Below are 20,563 nucleotides of genomic sequence, written 5' to 3'. Positions count from 1 at the left end.
TTCAAAGGAGAGTTCTTAAAGGGCTTGTTTCATCGATGGAATCAAAGATAAAGTTTCGGAATTAGAAGAGTTCAGCTCAGCCAGACACAATGTGTCTGGCTTTTTTCTTTTGGTCAGGAAAAAGAGCTTATCGACCATTCTGGCAAGTCTTTCAGCCTTTATTTAATGAAGAATATACTTCGAAAAGTTAATTAAAAACAATTTTAAAATAAAAGGAATATTTTTACTTTGTAAGGGTATACATTTCTGGTGGGAAATTCGCGGGTTTAAACGCGGATGCCTAAGAACAGCTGCATGGAGCAAAAGGAGAAAAGGAAATGAGAAAACACATAAGATTGCCAGCAGTCTTCTTGACGGCCTTATTAGTCACTACGACATTTGGCAGCAACGTTTATGCCGGAGAGGAAGCGCCTAGCGCGGAGGCAACAGAAACCGATCAAGTCATCGTCACGTTCAAAGAAGATGCAATAAGTGAAGTGGATGATTTGGATGTGGTGGAAGCGGCAACAGTAAAAGAGGAAGAAGCCGTGACAGTGAAGGTTCCGGAAGGGGAAACGGCAGATGAGTATGCCGAGGAACTAGAAGAAAGAACAGATATTGAAAGTGTGGAGCCGGATCATTTGATCCACCTGACGGCTGCCCCGAACAGCTCTCAGTATAGCTATTACCAGTACCATCATCAAAGCATTGAAAACGAAATCGCATGGGCAAAGACGAAAGGGACGGACGTGACGGTTGCGGTATTGGACGAGGGATTCGATTTGAAGCACCGGAATTTGGCCGGCCGGATTGTTGCACCGTACAGCACCGTGACGGATAGCTCCAGAGGTCTTAGTGTAGATGCGCACGGCACACACGTGGCAGGAATCATCGGCAGTTCGATTGATGAGGAGCATTCAGTGGCAGGTGTCGCTCCGGAAACGGCGATTATGCCCATTGACGTTTTTGAAGGAGAACTTGCCTATACGTCTGATGTGGTGGAAGGAATTTATCAGGCGATAGAAGCAGGGGCGGATATCATCAATATGAGCCTCGGCAACTATTCTTATAGTTCCCATTTCGATGAAGCCGTTCAATATGCGTATCAACAAGGGCTGGTGCTCGTTGCGGCTGCAGGAAACGAGGCTTCCACTCAAGCCTATTACCCGTCTGCCTACGACCATGTCATTTCGGTGGGGTCAACGGATTCGACCAACTTCCTCTCGGCTTTTTCGAACCGCGGCAGCGACATCGACCTTGTCGCCCCGGGCAGTGAAATCATCTCAACCTTGCCGAATGATAATTTTGGCGGGATGAGCGGAACGTCGATGGCGGCTCCGATGGTATCAGGTGTGGCCGCGCTCGTCTGGGCAAATGAACCGAAGTTGACGAATGATGAGGTCGTGGACCGGCTTTTGGACACGGCCATGGATTTAGGCAAACCCGGAAAAGATGCGTTATACGGCAACGGCCTGGTGAATTCAAAGCAGGCATTACATATCAAGGAATTGCTTCCTCCGGCGGTTTACGACATCTCGGAGCAGTCGACCCAAATTTCCGGCTATCTTCCATTTGAACTGGAAAGCGGCCAAATCATTGTCCGCAATCAGGCGGGTACGGTCATCACCTCAGACGATGGATACTCCGGATACGCGCAATTCCAGCTGGCTCTCCCGCCGCAAGCAGCTGGAACGAAGCTTTATGTTTCGGTAAAGGATTCCTATGGCAATGAAAGTGAAGAAGCCGAGATTTCCGTACTCAGGGGAACCGTCCCGATGATTTCGGTGACGAGTACGGTGACTAACCATTCGACGCGCATCAGCGGTTCAGCGACAGCGGCTGCTCAGATCGAAGTCAAAGCAGGGGCCAAAACGATCGGCACAGCAACGGCAGATGCGAAAGGCAAGTATGAAGTGAAGATTCCGAAGCAGCCGGCCGGGACGATCCTGTCCATTACGGCTGCCGATTCAAAAGGTAACCGCAGCCGAACGATTGAAGTCCTGGTGGCGGTCGGCGATTATTCCGACTTGAAGCTGAGCCACTGGGCACTGGATGAAATCATGTATTTGGCAGACGGCCAAATCATCGGCGGATACCCGGACGGCAGCTTCCAGCCGGAGAAGAATACCACCCGTGCAGAAGCGGCGAAGATGCTTTCGCTTGCGCTGGAACTGCCGATAAAAGATGCTGCATCCGGTTATCGCGATGTGCCGGGCAAGCACTGGGCGAAGAATTACATTGCCGCGGTTTCCAAAGCCGGCTTATTCAACGGCAACCCGGACGGAACGTTTAAACCCGATGACATGCTGACGCGTGCAGAAATGGCGAAAGTCATCAGCATTGCCTATAGCTTAAAGTCCAGCAAAGCTGACCATTTCAAAGACGTGAAGCCCAAGCATTGGGCAAAAGGCTATATTTCGGGGCTCTTCGAACAGGGCATCACCACAGGATACGCAGATGGAACCTTCCATCCGGAAGAACCGACTACCAGAGCGGAGTATTCCGTATTTCTGGCGCGGGCCTTGGATAAAGGCTTCCGGTAAGTCTGTAAAGGAATAAAAAACCTATAAAAGAGATGGCTTCGCTTTCATATCGGGGCCATTTTTTTTGACTTCTCTTGGAAATGGAGCTTGGTATTTTTGTACAGGAGAGGTGCTCCTTTTCAAAAAGGTTTGGCGTAGCTTATTCTATATAGAAGCATCTTTCTTTTCCGCTAGCTGGAAGGAAATGGCTGATCTATGCACATCAACGCATCATAATTTTGCAGAGGAAAAGGGGAATACGATGAAAATTTTCCAGAGCTGCTTATGGCAGACGAATTCGACGTTGATAGAGGGGAGGGAGGAATGCTTTCTGTTTGACCCCACCTACTATCCGCATGAAGTGGAACGCATTAAGCAAGCGTTGCCGGACAAGCCGTTGAACTTGATCTACACCCATGCGGATTGGGATCACATTGCCGGTTTTTCCGAGTTTTCATTTGGCCATACGCTGGGCCATCATCAAGTGAAGGAACAGAGTGACCAGCTTGAGAAAGCCGGAGCTTTTGATCTCGAGTGGTATGTCGCACGTAACAAAGAACTCGAGTTTCCACGGATTGATGAGGAAATCATGGGAGAGACAACGAAAGTCGTTTCAGATGAGACCTTGTATTTTTTGCCGATCCCCGGCCATACCTCTGATATGATGGCTACCTTCTTTCTGGAACGCAAAGTCGTGGTGGCAGGGGACGTGTTATCCGATCTGGAATTTCCCTTTATCTTTTATTCCAGCCAAAAATACTTGGAGAGCTTAGAGAAAATGAAAGAGAAAGTACTGGAGTTTGGCATTCATACCCTGGTTCCTGGCCATGGCCGTCCTGTGCTGGATTCCCAAAGGGAAATCCTCCGGCGGATCGAAGACGATTTGGATTACCTTCACCAATTGAAATCCGGCAATCAGATTGCCTGTTACCGGGGAGAGCCCATTCCGGCACACCTCATTTCCCAGCATGAAGGGAATATCAAATTTGTTGAGATGGAATGAGAGTGAGGAAAAATTAAATCCTGTGTTCCGAAAGAATTTGTTTATCCGCTCCAATGTATACTTAATAAAGCCACTTACGATGAAATCTCCTGATTTTATGGTAGGCGGCTTTTTTACATTCCTTAGATAAGGAAGATAAATTCAATTGAGTATTTGTGTTGGGAAAAACTACCTTCAACTCGAAAAGAAAAGAAGTTATAATAATAATCAGAATTTAACAACAAATAATGGGGTGAGTAAACATTATGGAATTGAAACTGCAGCCACTCTTGAAACAAAATCTTTTTCTTGCCCAAGGCATGGTGCAATACCTAAATGTATTGGAGTGTTCAACCGACGAATTGCATTCATTGTTAAGTTCTATGCAGGAGAAAAACCCGTTTTTGAAAGTGCAGTTTAAACATTCTAGCTATAAAGAATGTCCTGCTGAGATTAAAGACAGTTCAACCAATTTTTCTCAGGAGATTCTGGATCAGTTATTGCATCTAAATCTTTCCACGCGGCTTAAATATATAATTAAACTGGTTCTGGCAGATTTGTCTGAAACCGGTTTCTTAACGCAAACACCAGGCGAAATGGCATTATGTTTTCAGGCTTTAAGAGAAGAGATCGATGAAGCGCTCCGGTTGCTTAAGGGCTGTGAACCTCAAGGACTGGGTTCTGCCAATCTGCAGGAGTTTTTGGTGCTGCAAGCTGACAAGCACCCGACAGCTGTAAAAGATGTGCTACAAAATTATTACGGCCTGTTTCTGCATCAGCAATGGACAGAGCTCTCTCGACGCTCCGGCTATTCATTGGAGGAAATTAAAGAAGTATGTGGCTGTGTTTCCAAGATGAAGACAAGACCGCTTTCCGGGGAGAGCCAAGAAATAATGATAATCCGGCCTGATGTATCCATTAATAATCGAGACGGCAAATTGCGCATCCAATTCCATGAACATGCCTTTCCCCAGACCTTTTTTGATGGTGGTTATGGAGAAGAAAGCGTGGAAGTGAAGAAATATTTAAAAGAACAGTACGAAGAGGTCAGAATTTTAAAAGAGCAGCTGGAGCTCCGGAAAGAAACCATCCGCAAGATCGCAGAAGAAATCGCGGAAAGGCAGGCGGATTTTTTCAAGGAAGGGCCGGAAGCGCTGAAATCGCTGACCATGACGGAATTGTCCCGAAGTTTGGATCTTCACGTTTCCACAGTCAGCCGGGCGGTGAAAGAAAAGTACATATCGACGCCTTTTGGGACTTTTTCGTTCCGGCACTTTTTCTCGACGTCTAACCAATTTCTGGACGAGTCGAAAATGACCGTCAACCAATTGAAGAAATTTATCTTCACCACTATTAAAACAGAAGATAAAAAGAAGCCGATATCGGATCAGGATATTGCGAAGAAACTGCATGCTGAAGGCATTGAAGTCTCTAGAAGAGTGATTGCCAAATATCGGCGTCAGCTGAATTTGCCAGGTTCTTCGAAGCGGAAAGAGCTGTTTCGCGTTAAATGATTATGCGCGTTTGTCCGGATGGTTTCTCATCCGGCATTTTTCTTATGAAGAGCAAAAGAGAGCCATGTGATTGTCATGAAAAAAGACAAAGGGGCGGGCGGAATGAGTGTTTTTCTGATTGATACGGAAGGCGAAAGCTATGAGGCAAAAATCGAAAAAGGTGAAAAAATCGGATTCAAAGACGCAAAAAGGTTGGCCAGACTGTTAGTGGGCGAACAGCATGAATCCATTAGTGAACTGTCGGAGCATACGATTTTCCATACCCAGAAATTACGAGGAGATTTTGCGCTGACGACCAAACTTGATGCAGGGCAACTGGAACTTTTCATCAAAGCGAGCAGGATTTATAAAAGCATTGAAGACGAACTGAAATCCATCTTGGATTCAACCGGAGAGCTGGTGACGATTGTCAATAACCAGGGGGTTGTGGAACGTGTCAGTTCAAACTGCAAGCAAATCATGGGAATCGAGGCAGCAGATTTTGTGGGGAATTCCATTTTTGAGCTGGAACGGACCGGAGTCGTCAGTTTGTCTTCTACGAAAAGAGTGCTTGAAACACACCGGGAAGTGACGGTTACCCAAGTGACCAAAGGGGGACGCCGACTGTATGTCAATGGATTTCCGCTTTTTAATGACAACGGCACGCTGGAAAAAATCCTGAACATCTCACGGGACGTAACGGAAGAGTCGATTTTGCGGGAAAGGCTGAAAAAGACGGAACGGGAAGTAGAATTATTGTCCCAGGAAGTCAATAAGGGTTTTGAAAACAGTAAGATCATCATGAAATCGGTTCAAATAGAAGAAATTTATTATCTGCTAAGCAGGATTGCCAAAACCGACGCCACGGTACTTTTCCTCGGAGAAACAGGGGTAGGCAAAGGTGTCTTTGCAAGACATTTGCATAATATCAGTGAAAGAAGGAAAGCGCCGTTTATCAATGTGAACTGCAGCGTGCTGCCGGAGCATTTGATCGAGTCGGAATTATTTGGTTATGTGAAAGGTTCTTTTACCGGAGCCAGTACGCAAGGGAAAAAAGGATTGATCGAAGCGGCCCATAACGGGACCCTATTCCTGGATGAAATCGGTGAATTGCCGTTGCAGACGCAGGCCAAACTTTTACAGGTACTTCAGGATAAATCATTTATGCCAATCGGAAAGACCTCAGCTATTAAAGTGGATATTAGGATTATTGCAGCTACCAATCAAAACTTAGAAGAGATGGTTGAAAAAGGGCAGTTTCGAAGTGATCTTTATTACCGGCTGAATGTTGTACCAATCACCATTCCGCCTCTTCGCGAAAGACGGGAAGACGTGCCTTTTTTCCTTCAACACTTTTTGGATGCTTTTAATGCCAATTACAAGCGGAGCTGCAGATTTACGATGGAAGCGATTGAACAGCTTTCTCATTACGATTGGCCAGGCAACGTCCGGGAACTACAGAACATGGTGGAAAGACTAGTCATCACTTCCCCGAAACAGTCGATTGACTTTGAAGATTTGCCGATTCCGTTAAAACGGGGAGAAGCGTCGGATGAAAGAGCGGACTTGCCGGACGATTCACTGAAAGTCCGCTTGGATAGTTACGAAAAAGAAATTTTGCTTGATACATTGAAAAAAACAAAAAAATTGCACGAAATGTCCCAGATTTTAAAAATTGATGCCTCGACTATCAGCCGAAAACTAAAAAAACATCATTTGAACTTGCAATAATGCAAAGTCGTTGCATTTTTGCAATATCGTCTTTTCTAAATAAAAAAAAGACAGAATAATTAGATTTATTTTGAATCCATTGCAAAATTGCAATGGATTTTTATTTGTTTCATTCCTAAAATGCTGTATTTTCGGCGTTTCCAAAGTTGGCACAGTTTTTGCTACAGGTATTAATAAGTCCGCTAAACATTAAAGGAGGAAAATCATGAGATTATTTGGAGTAGACGTAGGGGGAACTTTTACAGACGTATTTTATAACGACACGGAAAAGCATCAGACCTTTATTCATAAGCTGCCAACGACGCTTGACGATCCATCGGTTGGCGTCATCAACGGCATATTGGAGCTATCGCAGCTGTACGATTTGGAAGTTTCGGAGATTGACCATGTTTTCCACGGGACCACAATCGGCACCAACGCCATTTTGGAATTTGATGGCGCAAAGACCGGAATGATTACGACGGCGGGCTATAAAGACATTCTCCATATCGGCAGGCACCAGCGTCCTGAGAACTATTCCATCATGCAGGATATTCCTTGGCAGCATCGTCCGCTCATTCAAAGAAGAAATAGAAAGACTGTTACTGAACGCATGGGACCGGCTAAAGGGGAAGTTATTGAAAAGTTGAATGAGGAAGAAGTAAGAGTTGCTGTCAATGAATTGAAAGAACAGGGCGTCGATTCGATTATCGTTGGCTTCTTGTTCTCCTATATCAATCCGGAACATGAAGAGCGGGTAGTGGAGATTATCAAAGAAGAATATCCGGAAGCATTCATCACTAGCTCATCGAATGTTTCTCCCCAGTTCCGGGAATTCGAGCGGTTTACGACTGCAGGCCTGAACGGCTTTATCGGACCGAAAGTGAAAAACTACGTCGATAACTTGTCAAAAGGATTGAAAGATGCGAGTATTACGGCGGATTTGCACATCATGTGCTCCAACGGCGGCGTAGCGACTCCGGAAAATATTGCCGCAAAACCGGTGAATACGCTGCTGTCTGGACCGGCAGCCGGCGTGCTTGGTGGAGCTTATGCCGGCACCTTGTCCGAGCGGAACAAATTGATCACGTTTGATATCGGGGGCACAAGTGCGGATATTGGGATTGTCACCGAGCAGGGATTTGGCGAAGCTTCGGCGCGTGATACGTGGATTGCAGGTTATCCGGTGATGGTACCGATGATTGATATCCATACGATTGGAGCAGGTGGAGGCAGCATTGCCTATATTGATGAAGGCGGTTTATTTAAAGTAGGGCCGAAAAGTGCTGGATCTGTTCCAGGACCAGCCTGTTACGGCCACGGTGGACAACTTCCGACAGTCAGCGATGCCAACGTCGTGTTAGGCAGGCTGGATCAAGAAAACTTCCTCGGCGGCGAGATGAGGCTGCATACAGAGGAAGCGCATAAAGTCATCGGTGAACTGGCCGAAAAACTGGAATTATCGAAAGAAGAAACGGCTGAAGGAATCTTGCGGATTCTGAATAACAATATGGCGAACGCCATCCGGGAAAAAACTGTCCAAAAAGGCGCAGACCCGAGAGAGTTCTCTTTGGTGGCATTCGGCGGTGCCGGTCCTTTGCATGCGGTGGATGTGGCAAGGGAACTGAAAATCCCGGAAATCATCATTCCACCTTATCCGGGCATCAATTCCGCGACCGGATTACTGACAACCGACTTGAAATACGATGTCATTAAAACCGAGTTCATGCTGAGTAACTCTGTGAATCTTTCCATCTTGAATGAGGATTTCAATGCACTTGAAGAAGGACTGAAGCAGCAGTTGCTGGAAGACAGGGTTGATGAACAGAATATTACAATGCAGCGTTTTGCAGAGTGCCGCTATATTGGCCAAGGTTATGAGCTGAGAGTACCACTTCCTGAAGATGAATTGACTGAAGGGAATATCGAAGACGTTTTTGAATTGTTCCATGATATGCACAGAAACGAATATGGCCACTCGTTCTATGACACGCCAATTGAAGTTGTGAATATTAGGGTGACCGGCTCCGGAAAAATGCCGAAGTTAAGAAAAGAATTGATGAAAGAAAGAGGCACGCTGGCAGAAGCGCTCGTGAAAAAGGATGACGTGACATTCCGCCACAACGGCGAACTTCAAAAAGTGGAAACGGCTCATTACCAGCGGGAACTGCTTCCAATCGGCGAATGGGTGGAAGGGCCGGCGATTATTTTCCAAAAAGACACGACGACGATTATCCCTCCGGGCAACAAATTTATTTTGGAAGAGTACGGAAATCTGATTATTAAGGTTGGTGACGTTTTATGAACATCCAAACGAAAAGTGCATTAGATCCGATTACGATGCAAGTGGTATTAGGGGCGTTGGAAAACGCCGCTGTTGAAATGGGTCACAAGCTGGCACGCATGTCTTATTCCAGCATCATCCGTGAGTCGGAAGATTTCGGCTGTGCATTAGTCGATATTGAAGGCCAGCAGCTGTGTGAATCCACCCACAGTACGCCGCTTCAGTCAGGTCCGATCCCTGGCTATGTGCAGGGCATCCGTCAAATCATGGAGGAGCGGGGCGAACGCTTTGAACCGGGAGATGTCATCCTGCACAACTCGACCTACCACGGAGCGTCGCATGGACCTGACTTCGGTCTTTGCATTCCGGTGTTCCACGACAGAGAATTGATCGGGTTTTCTGTCACCACGGCCCACCATTTGGACGTTGGAGCTTCCACGCCAGGCAGCTGCGGAATTGTCGATGCGGTCGATGCCTATGCAGAAGGCTTACAGTTTAAAGCAATCAAAGTATATGAAAAAGGGAAAAAGAACACCTTTATCTGGAGTATTTTGAAAGACAACATCCGCAGCTCCGATATGGTGGTCGGTGATATCGAGGCGCAGATTGCAGCTGCGCGGATCGGTGCCGAGCGCTATTTGGAAATTGTCGATAAATACGGACTTGAAACGGTGAAAGCGACTGCAGAAGGCTTGACCAATTACTCGGAAAAAATGATGCGAAACGCCATCAACAAGCTCCCAGACGGCGAGTACCGTGCAGAAGGGTTGATGGACGGTTACTTGGATAGCGAAGACCCGACGAAAAAAGATTTGAAAATCGCCGTCACGTTGAAAGTGAAAGGAGACGAATTGGTCGTGGATTTGACGGGCACTTCTCCGCAGCTCGATGACAAGCCGATCAATATGCCATTGAAAGGAACCGTGGATATCGCCATTTACTTGACGTTGCGTTCGATTCTATTGGACTCGGTGGAATACGGCAACTTCCCGCAAAATACCGGACTGACCCGGCCAATCCAAATCGTGGCGCCAGAAGGGACGTTGTGCAACCCGAAATTCCCGGCTCCGACGATTGCACGCTTCTGCCCGGGGAACGTCGTGGCGGATACGCTGATGAAAGCACTTGCTCAAGTGGTACCGAAACAAGTGAGTGCCGGTGTAGGCAATTTGAAAGTGTTGGCGATGAACGGCAAGCGAGGAAAAGATTACTGGGTTTACATGGACATCATGGAAGGAAGCTACGGCGGACGCTACGGCAAAGACGGCATGGATTCTGTCGATACTTTGTACGCCAATACCCGAAATAATCCGATTGAAGATATTGAATCCCATTATCCGCTGCGAGTTTCGCAATATGAACTGCGCAACCATGAATGCGCTCCAGGCAAATGGCGCGGCGGGATCGGTTCAATCCGGGAAATTACGTTCCTCGAAGATGGCGGCTTTTCGCTGGAAGGGGACGGCCACAAGTATGAGCCATGGGGATTTGCAAGCGGCGAAGACGGAAAAGTGGGAGCTTTGTCGATGCGGCTGCCGGATGGCACAGAGAGGCACTTGCCGTCCAAAATTCCAAACACCATGGTCAAAAAAGGCAGCTCGCTGAAAATGACAGGACCTTGCGGCGGAGGCTATGGCAATGCGCTTGAACGGTCGCCGCAGGCAGTGCTCGAGGACTTCCTGGATGACTATATCAGCATTGAGCAAGCGAAAAACGACTACGGCGTGGCCATCACCCCGGAAGGGCAACTGGATTTAGAAGAAACAGCCCGCTTAAGAAAATCCATGCAGGCGTAAACGAGGAGAGTGCATATGCAAGTATCGCAAAAAGTAAATGCCACCCGGTTATTTGACCGTATTCTGGAACTTGGGGAAATTGGAAGAGAAGAAGGCGGCGGGGTGACAAGACGAGCCTTGTCGGCCGAAGACAAAAAAGGACATGCATTGGTAAAGGGATGGATGGCCGAAAGCGGCATGAAAGTGCGCTACGATCATTTTGGCAACCTGATCGGGCGGAAAGAAGGGACAGAATCCCATCTTTCCCCGGTCGTGATCGGTTCACATATCGATTCTGTAAAAAACGGAGGCAGGTTCGACGGAATTATCGGAGTTCTTGGCGGAATTGAAATTGCGCAAATCTTGTATGAAGAACAGATTCCGCACAAAAGGCCACTGGAAGTGATCGCTTTTTGCGAAGAGGAAGGCTCCCGCTTTAATGACGGCTTGTTCGGGAGCCGGGGGATGATTGGCAAAATCACCCCGGAAGACCTCCAGCGGACCGATGAAAACCATGTTTCCCGCTATGATGCGCTTGCTCAGTTTGCAGAGGAAATCGATCCCGAGAAGATCGGGCAATCTGTTTTAAAACCGGGTGATATTTACGCCTATCTGGAAATGCATATTGAACAAGGGCCATATTTAGAGAAAGAAGAGTCGGCGCTTGGCGTTGTTACTCATATTGCCGGTCCGCACTGGATGACATTTACGCTTACGGGGGAGGCGGGACATGCAGGAACCGTCCCGATGCATCTCCGGAAAGACCCGGCTCCCGCTGCTGCGGAGTTTATTCTCTACATTGAACAATTGTGCAACAATCCGGCTAATGGGGAAACAGTCGGCACAGTCGGCATTATCGAAACCAAGCCAGGAGGTAGCAACATTATCCCAGCAGAGGTAAAATTCTCGCTTGATCTGCGGGACATTGATTTGGACCGCAGAGAAGATTTATATCAAAACATCATCACGAAAATAGAAGAAGTGTGCAATAAACGGGAAATCGAATGGCAAATGGAGGACGGCATGCGGGTGCCGCCAGTTGCCTGTGCACCTAGGCTGACAGATGCTCTGTTAGCTAGCATGGCTGCGCTCGGCCAGACCCCAAAGACAATCATCAGCGGCGCCGGCCATGATGCCATGCTGCTGGCGGAAATCACGGAAGCGGCCATGCTCTTTGTCCGATGCAAAAAAGGCATCAGTCATCAGCCGGAAGAATGGGCGGATAAAGAAGATATTGCACTTGGAACAGATGTGCTCCTGGAGACGGTGAAAACGATTCTAGAGGAAAAATAAAATTGTTTTAAAATATGAGTTGGCAAAAAGAGTTGCGTTCTTTATCTTACTGAAAATTAAAAGGGTGAAAATATTCAAGCTGCCCCGGATGAGTTAAAAAATTACTCAGCGAAGGAGATTGAAGTATGGAAAAAAATACTAAAAGAGGGCTTAGCTTAACCGGAAAAGATATTATGCCTACAGTAGAAAAAGAAAGAACGATCACCACTTTTGCTTTTTTTCTCTTATGGATCGGAATAGCTGTTCAACTTGTAACATTTATTGCCGCTGCCCAATTGTACCCGGCTTTGTCGCCTGTTCAGATAATCATAGCTTGTATAATCGGGAATCTGATTGTCGCTGCCTTGCTAACATTGCTTGGTGATATAGGGATAAAATATGGAGTCCCTTATGCAGTCATTATACGAGCGAGCTTTGGATATTTAGGAGCACATCTTCCAGCTGTTTTTAGAGCTCTCCCAGCGATATTTTGGTTTGGTTTTCAGACCTGGATGGGGGCTTATGCACTAAATATTATCATGGAAATGCTAACCGGATATTCCAATTTAACGCTGGTGATTATCTTATTTGGAGCAGTCCAAATCATAAATACAGCAATGGGCATTCAAACGATCAGCAGATTTCAATGGCTGGCAGCTCCCAGTATTATCGTGATTGGAATCTACCTGCAATACGTAGTGATGAGCACCTATAATTTATCTTTCAGAGACATCTTCTCTACAGGTGGAGAAGGCGGTATTTCAATGGGATACGCCATTGTAGTTATGATGGGAACTTATATAACCATGGCGTTAAACGCACCTGATTTCACTAGATTTCTTAAAGTTAACGCCCAAAAAGGTGAAAGCAATTGGTTCAAATTGAACCGAGGCAGTGCAATTGGCCACACATTCGGGCTTGTTGGTGCAATGTTGATGTTTACCATACTGGGGTTGACGAGTGGGGTAGCAACAGGCAACTGGAACCCTATCGATGTGATGGTTGCGACTCTTGGTCCAAATAATCCATTGCTTTTAATTGCTTGCTTAGTCTTCATTATTCTGGCTCAGTGGTCGACGAATATAAGCGCAAACTTGTTGCCGCCAGGTTATATCATCGTTAACTTTTTCCCGAGAAAGATTTCATTTGCTGCCGGTGCGATCATTGCAGGGATAATAGGTCTGCTGATACAGCCGTGGAACTATGCAGATTATGTTCCCCAAATCCTTATGGTGATAACGGCTTTATTAGCACCAATCGTAGGCATTATGTTCACTGACTATTATTTATTAAGAAAACGCACGTTGAATATCGATGAATTATATAAAGTGAACGGGCAATATAAATATTGGAATAATATAAACCCGGCAGCCATCATTACGTATGTTCCATCTGGTCTGTCTGTCATGCTGTTTCCAGATTACGGCTTCTTCTCTGCACTGTTGATAGCGGCGGTCTTGTACTATTCCTTGATGAAGTTTTGGATTTGCAAAGTTTATCCTCAACCTGAAATTAGTAAGGTGAAACGTATTGCTGAAGAAGAAGTTTTGCCAGTGGAACCTATAGAATAACTCAGCTGAAATTTTAGAGAGTTGGAACCCAACTATTAAACTAGGAGGAGAATAAATGAAAATAAAAGTGATTAATCCAAACACTACATTGGAAATGACAAGCAGTATCGAACATGCGGCCAAGCATATGGCAAGACCTGATACAGAAATAATCGCTGTTAGTCCAAAAATGGGACCAATCTCTATTGAATCTTATTATGATGAATATTTAAGTATTCCGGGAGTATTGGAAGAAATAAAAGCAGGAGAAGAAGAGGGCGTTGATGCATTTGTAATTGCATGTTGGGGAGATCCCGGATTGCATGCAGCTAGAGAACTAACCGATAAACCGGTTATCGGGATTGCTGAAGCATCGTTATATTTGGCTTCTATGTTAGGGGCGAGATTTTCAGTAGTAACAGTCTTGCCGAGAATAAAAACAATGCTAGAAGAATTGGTAGATTCTTACGGCATGTCGAAGAAGGTTGTAAACATTAGAACGACGCCTTTATGTGTAATCGATTTTGAAAATGATCCAGTAAGAGGCATGGAGATGTTAAGACAGGAAGGCAGAAGAGCTATAGAAGAAGACGATGCTGAAGCGATATTGCTGGGATGCGCAGGTATGGCGGAGTTTGCTGATAAGTTGGAAGAAGAGTTCGGCGTTCCGGTAATCGATGGGGTAGTAGCAGCCGTTAAATTTGCCGAATCGGTAGTGGATTTAGGCAAGAAAACCAGTAAATTGAAAACATACAAATACCCCGAGAAAAAAGAATACACAGGATTGCTGACAGAATTCGCCCATAAGTAAAGCATCAAGCCATCAAATGAAACGCTCCAGGTCACTGGAGCGTTTCATTTGAAACCAGGCCAATAATACTCTAAAACAGGAGAGTGATTAATATGTCTTCACCTACCTCTGAACTGACGCAAAATTCCCGAAGAAGTTCAATGGATCCGATTCCGAATAGTGAACGAATATTTGGATTGCCGAGTTATATTGCGATGTGGGTTTCCTCCATGGTCGTCATTCAGATTTTCATCGTCGGACAATCATTTCTTCCGCCGAGCGGTTCACTTAATATTGTTCAGGCAATTTGGGTCACCATCATCTCCTCCATCATTCTAGGATTCATGTTCGTTTTAAACTCAGCTCCCGGTATAAAATACGGAATTCCATTTATCGTCCAAGCAAGATCTTCATTCGGCTATAAAGGAGCCCGTATTGCATCCCTTATCCGCGTGATTCCGGCAGTTTTCTGGTACGGTATCGGTTCCTGGATTGGAGCAAGCGCTATGGTTTATATCACGGAGACCATCTGGGGTTGGGGAAATATTTGGTTATTCTTTATTCTCTTCCAAGTTGCTCAGACAGCCATTGCCTATTTCGGAATCAAGTCGATTAAATGGTTTGATTCCGGATTGTCTGTTGTGGTGCTCGGCTTCCTGATCTATATCCTGTATCAGATCATCCAGTTGGGTGGATTGCGATTAGCGGAAAACTGGACAGCTGCAGGAAGTTGGGGACAGCCATTTTTCGTAGCCATTACCGCATCAGTCGGGGTGCTGATTACCGCATCAATCAATAACGGGGACTTAGGTCGATATTTAGAAAACAAGCCTAAAAATAACTGGTTGGGGCATTTTCTCGGTATTGTCCCCATGTTTGTATTAATGTTAATGATCGGAATTCTGTCTGCTGCAGCTACTGGAATATGGGATCCGATTCAAGCCCTTGTTTCTGTCATTCCCAACCCGATTGTTGCGGTCGCAATGATGATTTTTATCATCGTCGCTCAATTCACGACGAATTTAACCATAAATATCAAACCACCTGCGCTTGTCTTAGTTGAAATGTTTGATATGAAGTGGGGAGTAGCAGTGATTGTAGTAGGGGTTCTAAGCATCGTCACTTTCCCTTGGTTGCTTCTTACTAGTGCAGCTTTCAACCAATTTATCGCTTTCTACTCAGCTTTCTTGGGACCGCTTTTGGGAATATTGCTAGCGGATTATTACCTTATTCGAAAACAAAAGATCGATGTAGAGGAGTATTACAATCAGCAAGTCAGCTATAATTGGCTTGGACTCGGAGTTTTAATCGCCAGCGGAATCGTCGGCATCATCTTCCTTCCGGTTTCCTGGATGGTAAGTCTCCCGTTAAGCGTACTTCTTTATTGGGGTGGATATCAATTGGTGCCGTTTTATAAAAAGGAAGCACGGACAAGAGTAGAGTGAATGTGGAGATAAAACAATAACAGCTTTATAGAAGAAATGATTCTGGTTAAGTTCCAGAATCATTTTTTTATCGAAAAATCGCCTTCTCCTTTTATATACAGTTGGCTTGAAGTGCAAAATAAGAGATAAACTTCATTTGCATAACTCTATAATATTTCTTGAAAGTAAAACTATTGAAAGCCAAGGGACCAAAATTATTAAGGAGCTTTCGGAAATCAACAAGCACATTGCTATGCGGGTGCCGGAGAGCAATCTGCCATCTCAGTAAAGCGGGATCGAGCAGTATGGGGAAAGCTCGATTCGGTCCGCCATTGGCACTTTTGCTTCAGATAGGGTGTGGCAGATATAGCTGCATATATTAAACGGCTAAGCCTGAAGCAGTTTTTATCGTGAAATAACACTTTTGGTAAAAATTTTAATTCCATTTTAATTTATTCGTCATCATTTCATTCAGAAAAAGATTTCAGCAAATAAAAAACCTCTCCGTTTCCACTTTCTCACTGATTTCCCTTAATAATTTTTTAGAAGTCTCCCGATTTCCGTTTAAATCGGTTCTTACTAGGGAAACATTCCGTATACTGAAATATTATAGGGGGAAAACAGTTGGAAGGTTTTTTACAGAAAGTCGCTGGTTTCTCGGCATGGTTATGGGGGATTCCGCTCATCACTGTGTTGCTGTTATCAGGGCTTTATATGACATTTAAACTTGGATTTTTTCAATTTCGTTATTTTGGCTATATCATCGGACAAACCTTCGGCAGTGTGTTCAAGAAACCGAAAGGCGAAGGGACGGTCACGCCTTTTCAGGCGCTGACGTCCGCTCTTTCTTCTACCATCGGTGCAGCCAATATTGTCGGGGTGCCGGCGGCGATCATGTTCGGTGGACCCGGAGCGGTGTTCTGGATGTGGGTCATTGCGCTGATCGGCATGGCGCTCAAATTCGCTGAAAGCGTGCTCGCTGTCGAGTACCGCGAGAAAAATGCCAAAGGCGAGTTTGTCGGCGGACCGATGTATTACATGACGAAAGGCTTGAACATGAAATGGCTTGGCGTCTGGTTTTCCTTTGCCTTGATGATCGAATTGATCCCGAGCATCATGGTGCAGGGGAATTCCATCGCCACTACGGTCGAGACGACGTTCAATATTCCTGCGCTCTGGACGGGTATTGCCACTGCCGTTCTGATCTCCATTGTCGTGTTTGGCGGCATCCAACGGATTGGCAAGGTCACGGAAATTTTCGTTCCATTTATGGCGTTGTTTTATGTCGGAGGCGCGGTCGTGATTCTCTTGATGAACGTCAGTGCGGTTCCGGAATTCTTTATGCTGATTTTCAGCAACGCATTTTCTCCTGCGCCCGTTGTCGGCGGTTTTGCCGGGGCAGCCATCGTGGAAGTGATTCGCTGGGGATTTGCCCGCGGCCTTTATTCCAACGAAGCCGGACTCGGAACGGCGCCGATCGCCCATGCAGCAGCCATGACCGATCATCCTGTCAGACAAGGCTTCTGGGCAGTTGTTGGCGTGGTCGTCGATACGCTGATCGTCTGTACCGCGACCGCATTTGTCATTTTGTCATCCGGTGTCTGGACGGCAGACGGAGCCATGGACAATTCATCTGCTTTGACGAGCCTGGCATTCGAATCGTATTTTGGTGGATTTGGTTCAATCCTTGTCACCATCGCCTTGATTTTCTTTGTCTTATCCACGATACTCGTCGTTGTTTTCTACGGTGCGAAGCAGGCGGAGTTCCTATTCGGTATGAAAGCTTCCTACGGCATGCAGGTAGTTTATATCCTTGCCATCGTGTTAGGAGCGGTCGGAGCAGCAGAAGTGATTTGGGGCTTCCTCGATATCATGCTCGCCGCGATACTCATTCCGAACGTCATCGCCATCCTGTTGTTGAGCAACAAAGTAAAAGCACTGACCACCGAGTTTTTCACATCGGATCCGTATTATAAGAAAGACCAGAAAGAGAAAAAAGCGAAGAAAGCAGCGGCTAGAGAGAGTTATGAGTCTTAACTGGATCTCTGCTGTGTAAATAAGTGAAGAGCCTTGAATTTCCCGGTAGGGAATTCAAGGCTTTTCTATTATCCGGTCATTGATTTCAAACTGGCTGTACTGTTCCATCGTTTGCTGTTTGGCATTTTATACATTATCAATTGAGAACATTTAAGAATAATACCTTGAATATTCAGAAATTGAATTGACACTTTCTATCTATGCTGGTAAATTAGGATTAGTTAATGTTGCTGGTATTAGGTAAATGGATACTATATATATGATGAACCCTACATAAAGTACTGTATAGTTGCCATGAAAGGTACAGGTTTGCAGCTTTAAAAAGAAAAAAGCGACAAACCGAAACACGGCTCTTATTAACCGGCTGAGGAGGCTTTTTGAATGACCGATACTCAAAAGAAAAGAATTTTAATACTTGGCGGAAGCCGCCACATGGTCAATGTAGTGGAAACGGCCAAAAAGAGGGGCTTCTACACCATCGTCATCGATAAAGAAGCCGGTTCTCCGGCCAAAAGCTATGCGGATAAATCCTACGACATCAGTACAGCGGAAATCGAGGAAGTCACAAAGCTGGCGAAAGCGGAAGGGATAGATGGCATTTTCACGGCGTTTGAAGATGTGAACACGTGGCATGCCCAGACCTTATGCGAAAAGCTCGGCCTGCCTTTTTATGCGACAAAAGAGCAGTTGGACATTTGTTCAAATAAGGATAAGTTCAAGGAATACTGCAGGAGCTATCAGGTTCCGGTCATTGAAGAGTATCCTTTTGCCGGAAGCATGGATGAGGAAACACTGGCTGCCTTGGACTTCCCGGTCATCGTCAAACCGGTGGACAGTTATGCCAGCCAGGGAATCACGGTCTGCTACAACGAGGAGGAAGTAAGCGCGGGATACCAAAAAGCGCTCGGGTTTTCCAAATCGAAAAAAGTGATCGTGGAACGCTTTATCGACAATTCCTACGGCGTGCAGATGTTTTACACGATTCAGAACAAGGAAGTTTTGCTTACGGCAACGGCCGACCGCCATGTGCACAAGCAAAGCAAAGAGCATCCGCCTTTGCCGATTGCCATGGTATTCCCGTCCCGGCATCAGGACCAGTTTATCGAAACGGTGGACCAACCCATCCGAAAAATGATCCAGGGGATGGGAATCGAGAACGGGGTCGTGTTCATCCAATCGCTTTTTGAAAATGGAGCATTTTATATTTACGAAATGGGCTTCCGGTTGAGCGGCGAACAGCATTACCGCATCATTGAAAAACAGACAGGCATTAATCTGCTTGGCATGATGCTGGACTTTGCTGTAGGAAAACCAATCGGTCAATACGATCTGGCAGAATACGACAACGGCAGCCTGCCTCAATTTTCTTGCAACCTGCCCATTCTTCTGGGGAATGGAACAATAAGAGAAGTTAACGGACTGGACAAAATAGCAGAGATGCCCGCGGTCATTTCCCAAGTCTTGACACGGGGTGTTGGGGATCAAATAGAAGTTACGGGTTCCTATGGTCAAATGTTTGGCCGGTTTAACATCGTTGCAGATACAGAAGAAAAAATATGGCAAACGGTCAATGCGCTTTACGATGCTCTGCAGATTCTCTCAACTGAAGGGGAAGATATGATTGTCGCCCGGTTCAGTCCAGTGGAAGTCCAGCAGCAGTCGATTTGAATAAGAGGAAAGCAGGAAGTGCCAGCAGCCGAGAACCGCAACGGATTCTAGCTGGGTTTTTAGGTTTAACGCAAAGTGAAAAGGGAATAATGTAGATACGGAAATAATCAATTTTAATTGTTGGAGGTAAGGAATATGAACAGAACAAACCAAGTAAACGGGGCAGAAGCCCACGCAACAGAAAACCAAGTGATCTTTTTCAAAAGCCAGGACGAGTTTGCAAAAGCGCTGAGAGAAGGCATCGGGGCTTTTGAAGAAACAGGTTCTATCGAAGAATTGACAGAAATGGAATAATGAAGCGAGGCAGCTCCTATAGGGAGCGCTTTTTCATTTTCTGGAAAGTTTAAGGCCTTAGTATTAATGAGTAAGTCGCTCTGCTGAAAACTGTCAGGGGCGATGACAAACCGGATGGAAACAATCCAGCGTTAAGAGCTCAAAACTCTAGTGGGGCAAAAAGGAGGACAATATGGATTTGAATATCCAAGCAATTGAGGACCTAGTAAGTACAGATGACTTGAAAGAAGTAAAAGCCTACTTCGAAGCCAACGAATCGGGAATCATGAAGGAGTTAGCTGAAATCGACCAGCACATCGCCTTGCGGCCATTAGCGCTCGTCTTTCAGCAACCGGATGAAGAGCTGCACAGCAAGTATGAGGCTTTGAGTTTTTCGAAAGAGCTTAGGGAAGATGGCAGCGATGGAGTGATTGTGGAGTTAATTAAGTAAATGAAGGCACTGAATGAAGAATGTCCGATAGGGCATTCTTTTTTTGTTGCTTCTTTATTTATAAAATTCTCTTTTTAAAACGGCCATTTACATCTGATGGATACGCAGGCCGTAACTATTTTTACTGTGCTGCAATTAAAATTTTGTAAGAAGCTTTCTGATGAGTGATGATATTGTAAAATAGGATACCTTTTTAGAACACTGAAGTGCTTCAGTTTTAGGTAATATCCACTAACAATACGCACCTCCAAACATTAAATTTATGTAAATTCCTTAGTTTTTATCAAAAACGGAAGCATTCATTGCTATTTTGCGATAAAGTAAAGAGTGATGGCTTAAATATATACATAGGG

Annotated in this window: 14 protein-coding genes; all 14 read left to right on the top strand. The window is 45.6% G+C overall.

Annotation, left to right across the window (positions count from 1 at the left end; translation table 11 throughout):
- Positions 1-317: 317 nt before the first annotated feature.
- The 14 genes from HU147_RS12540 (at position 318) to HU147_RS12475 (ending at position 20,210) form a co-directional block, all read left to right on the top strand.
- Entirely contained in the window at positions 318-2,522 is a 2,205-nt protein-coding gene (locus HU147_RS12540; protein WP_224076573.1) for a S8 family serine peptidase, read from the top strand.
- A 241-nt stretch (positions 2,523-2,763) separates the two neighbouring features.
- Complete coding sequence (locus HU147_RS12535; protein ID WP_224076572.1) at positions 2,764-3,504, top strand: MBL fold metallo-hydrolase; 741 nt, start codon at positions 2,764-2,766, stop codon at positions 3,502-3,504.
- 245 nt (positions 3,505-3,749) lie between these two features.
- Positions 3,750-4,997: an RNA polymerase factor sigma-54 gene (gene rpoN, locus HU147_RS12530; protein ID WP_224076571.1), complete on the top strand. Its 1,248-nt coding sequence runs from the start codon at positions 3,750-3,752 to the stop codon at positions 4,995-4,997.
- Between the two features lie 75 nt (positions 4,998-5,072).
- Positions 5,073-6,707 carry a sigma-54 interaction domain-containing protein gene (locus HU147_RS12525; protein WP_224076570.1) on the top strand — a complete coding sequence of 545 codons (1,635 nt, stop codon included), beginning with the start codon at positions 5,073-5,075 and terminating at the stop codon, positions 6,705-6,707.
- Positions 6,708-6,912: 205 nt separating this feature from the next.
- Positions 6,913-8,991: a hydantoinase/oxoprolinase family protein gene (locus tag HU147_RS12520; RefSeq protein WP_224076569.1), complete on the top strand. Its 2,079-nt coding sequence runs from the start codon at positions 6,913-6,915 to the stop codon at positions 8,989-8,991.
- Positions 8,988-10,766 carry a hydantoinase B/oxoprolinase family protein gene (locus HU147_RS12515; RefSeq protein WP_224076568.1) on the top strand — a complete coding sequence of 593 codons (1,779 nt, stop codon included), beginning with the start codon at positions 8,988-8,990 and terminating at the stop codon, positions 10,764-10,766. Before HU147_RS12520 ends, HU147_RS12515 begins: the two co-directional genes overlap by 4 nt.
- 15 nt (positions 10,767-10,781) lie before the next feature.
- Positions 10,782-12,038 (top strand): Zn-dependent hydrolase, encoded by a 1,257-nt coding sequence (locus tag HU147_RS12510; protein WP_224076567.1) that lies wholly within the window; start codon positions 10,782-10,784, stop codon positions 12,036-12,038.
- Between the two features lie 125 nt (positions 12,039-12,163).
- Positions 12,164-13,588, top strand: a complete 1,425-nt coding sequence (gene ncs1 / locus HU147_RS12505; RefSeq protein WP_224076566.1) for an NCS1 family nucleobase:cation symporter — start codon at positions 12,164-12,166, stop codon at positions 13,586-13,588.
- Between the two features lie 55 nt (positions 13,589-13,643).
- Positions 13,644-14,378: an aspartate/glutamate racemase family protein gene (locus HU147_RS12500; RefSeq protein ID WP_224076565.1), complete on the top strand. Its 735-nt coding sequence runs from the start codon at positions 13,644-13,646 to the stop codon at positions 14,376-14,378.
- A 92-nt stretch (positions 14,379-14,470) separates the two neighbouring features.
- Positions 14,471-15,802 (top strand): NCS1 family transporter, encoded by a 1,332-nt coding sequence (locus tag HU147_RS12495; RefSeq protein ID WP_224076564.1) that lies wholly within the window; start codon positions 14,471-14,473, stop codon positions 15,800-15,802.
- Positions 15,803-16,405: 603 nt separating this feature from the next.
- On the top strand, positions 16,406-17,818 hold the full coding sequence (locus tag HU147_RS12490; protein WP_224076563.1) for an alanine/glycine:cation symporter family protein: 1,413 nt from the start codon (positions 16,406-16,408) through the stop codon (positions 17,816-17,818).
- 381 nt (positions 17,819-18,199) lie between these two features.
- A complete protein-coding gene (locus HU147_RS12485; protein WP_224076562.1) occupies positions 18,200-19,486 on the top strand; it encodes an ATP-binding protein in 1,287 nt (428 codons plus the stop codon).
- Between the two features lie 135 nt (positions 19,487-19,621).
- Positions 19,622-19,780, top strand: coding sequence for a hypothetical protein (locus HU147_RS12480; protein WP_224076561.1), 159 nt, complete (start codon positions 19,622-19,624; stop codon positions 19,778-19,780).
- Between the two features lie 172 nt (positions 19,781-19,952).
- Positions 19,953-20,210 (top strand): hypothetical protein, encoded by a 258-nt coding sequence (locus tag HU147_RS12475; protein WP_224076560.1) that lies wholly within the window; start codon positions 19,953-19,955, stop codon positions 20,208-20,210.
- Positions 20,211-20,563 lie beyond the last annotated feature (353 nt).

Origin of the sequence: Planococcus chinensis (assembly GCF_020071995.1) — a bacterium.
Classification (GTDB): Bacteria; Bacillota; Bacilli; order Bacillales_A; family Planococcaceae; genus Planococcus; species Planococcus chinensis_A.
The sequence above is the reverse complement of the archived record's forward strand: the minus strand, read 5'-3'. Positions and strand labels throughout refer to the sequence as shown.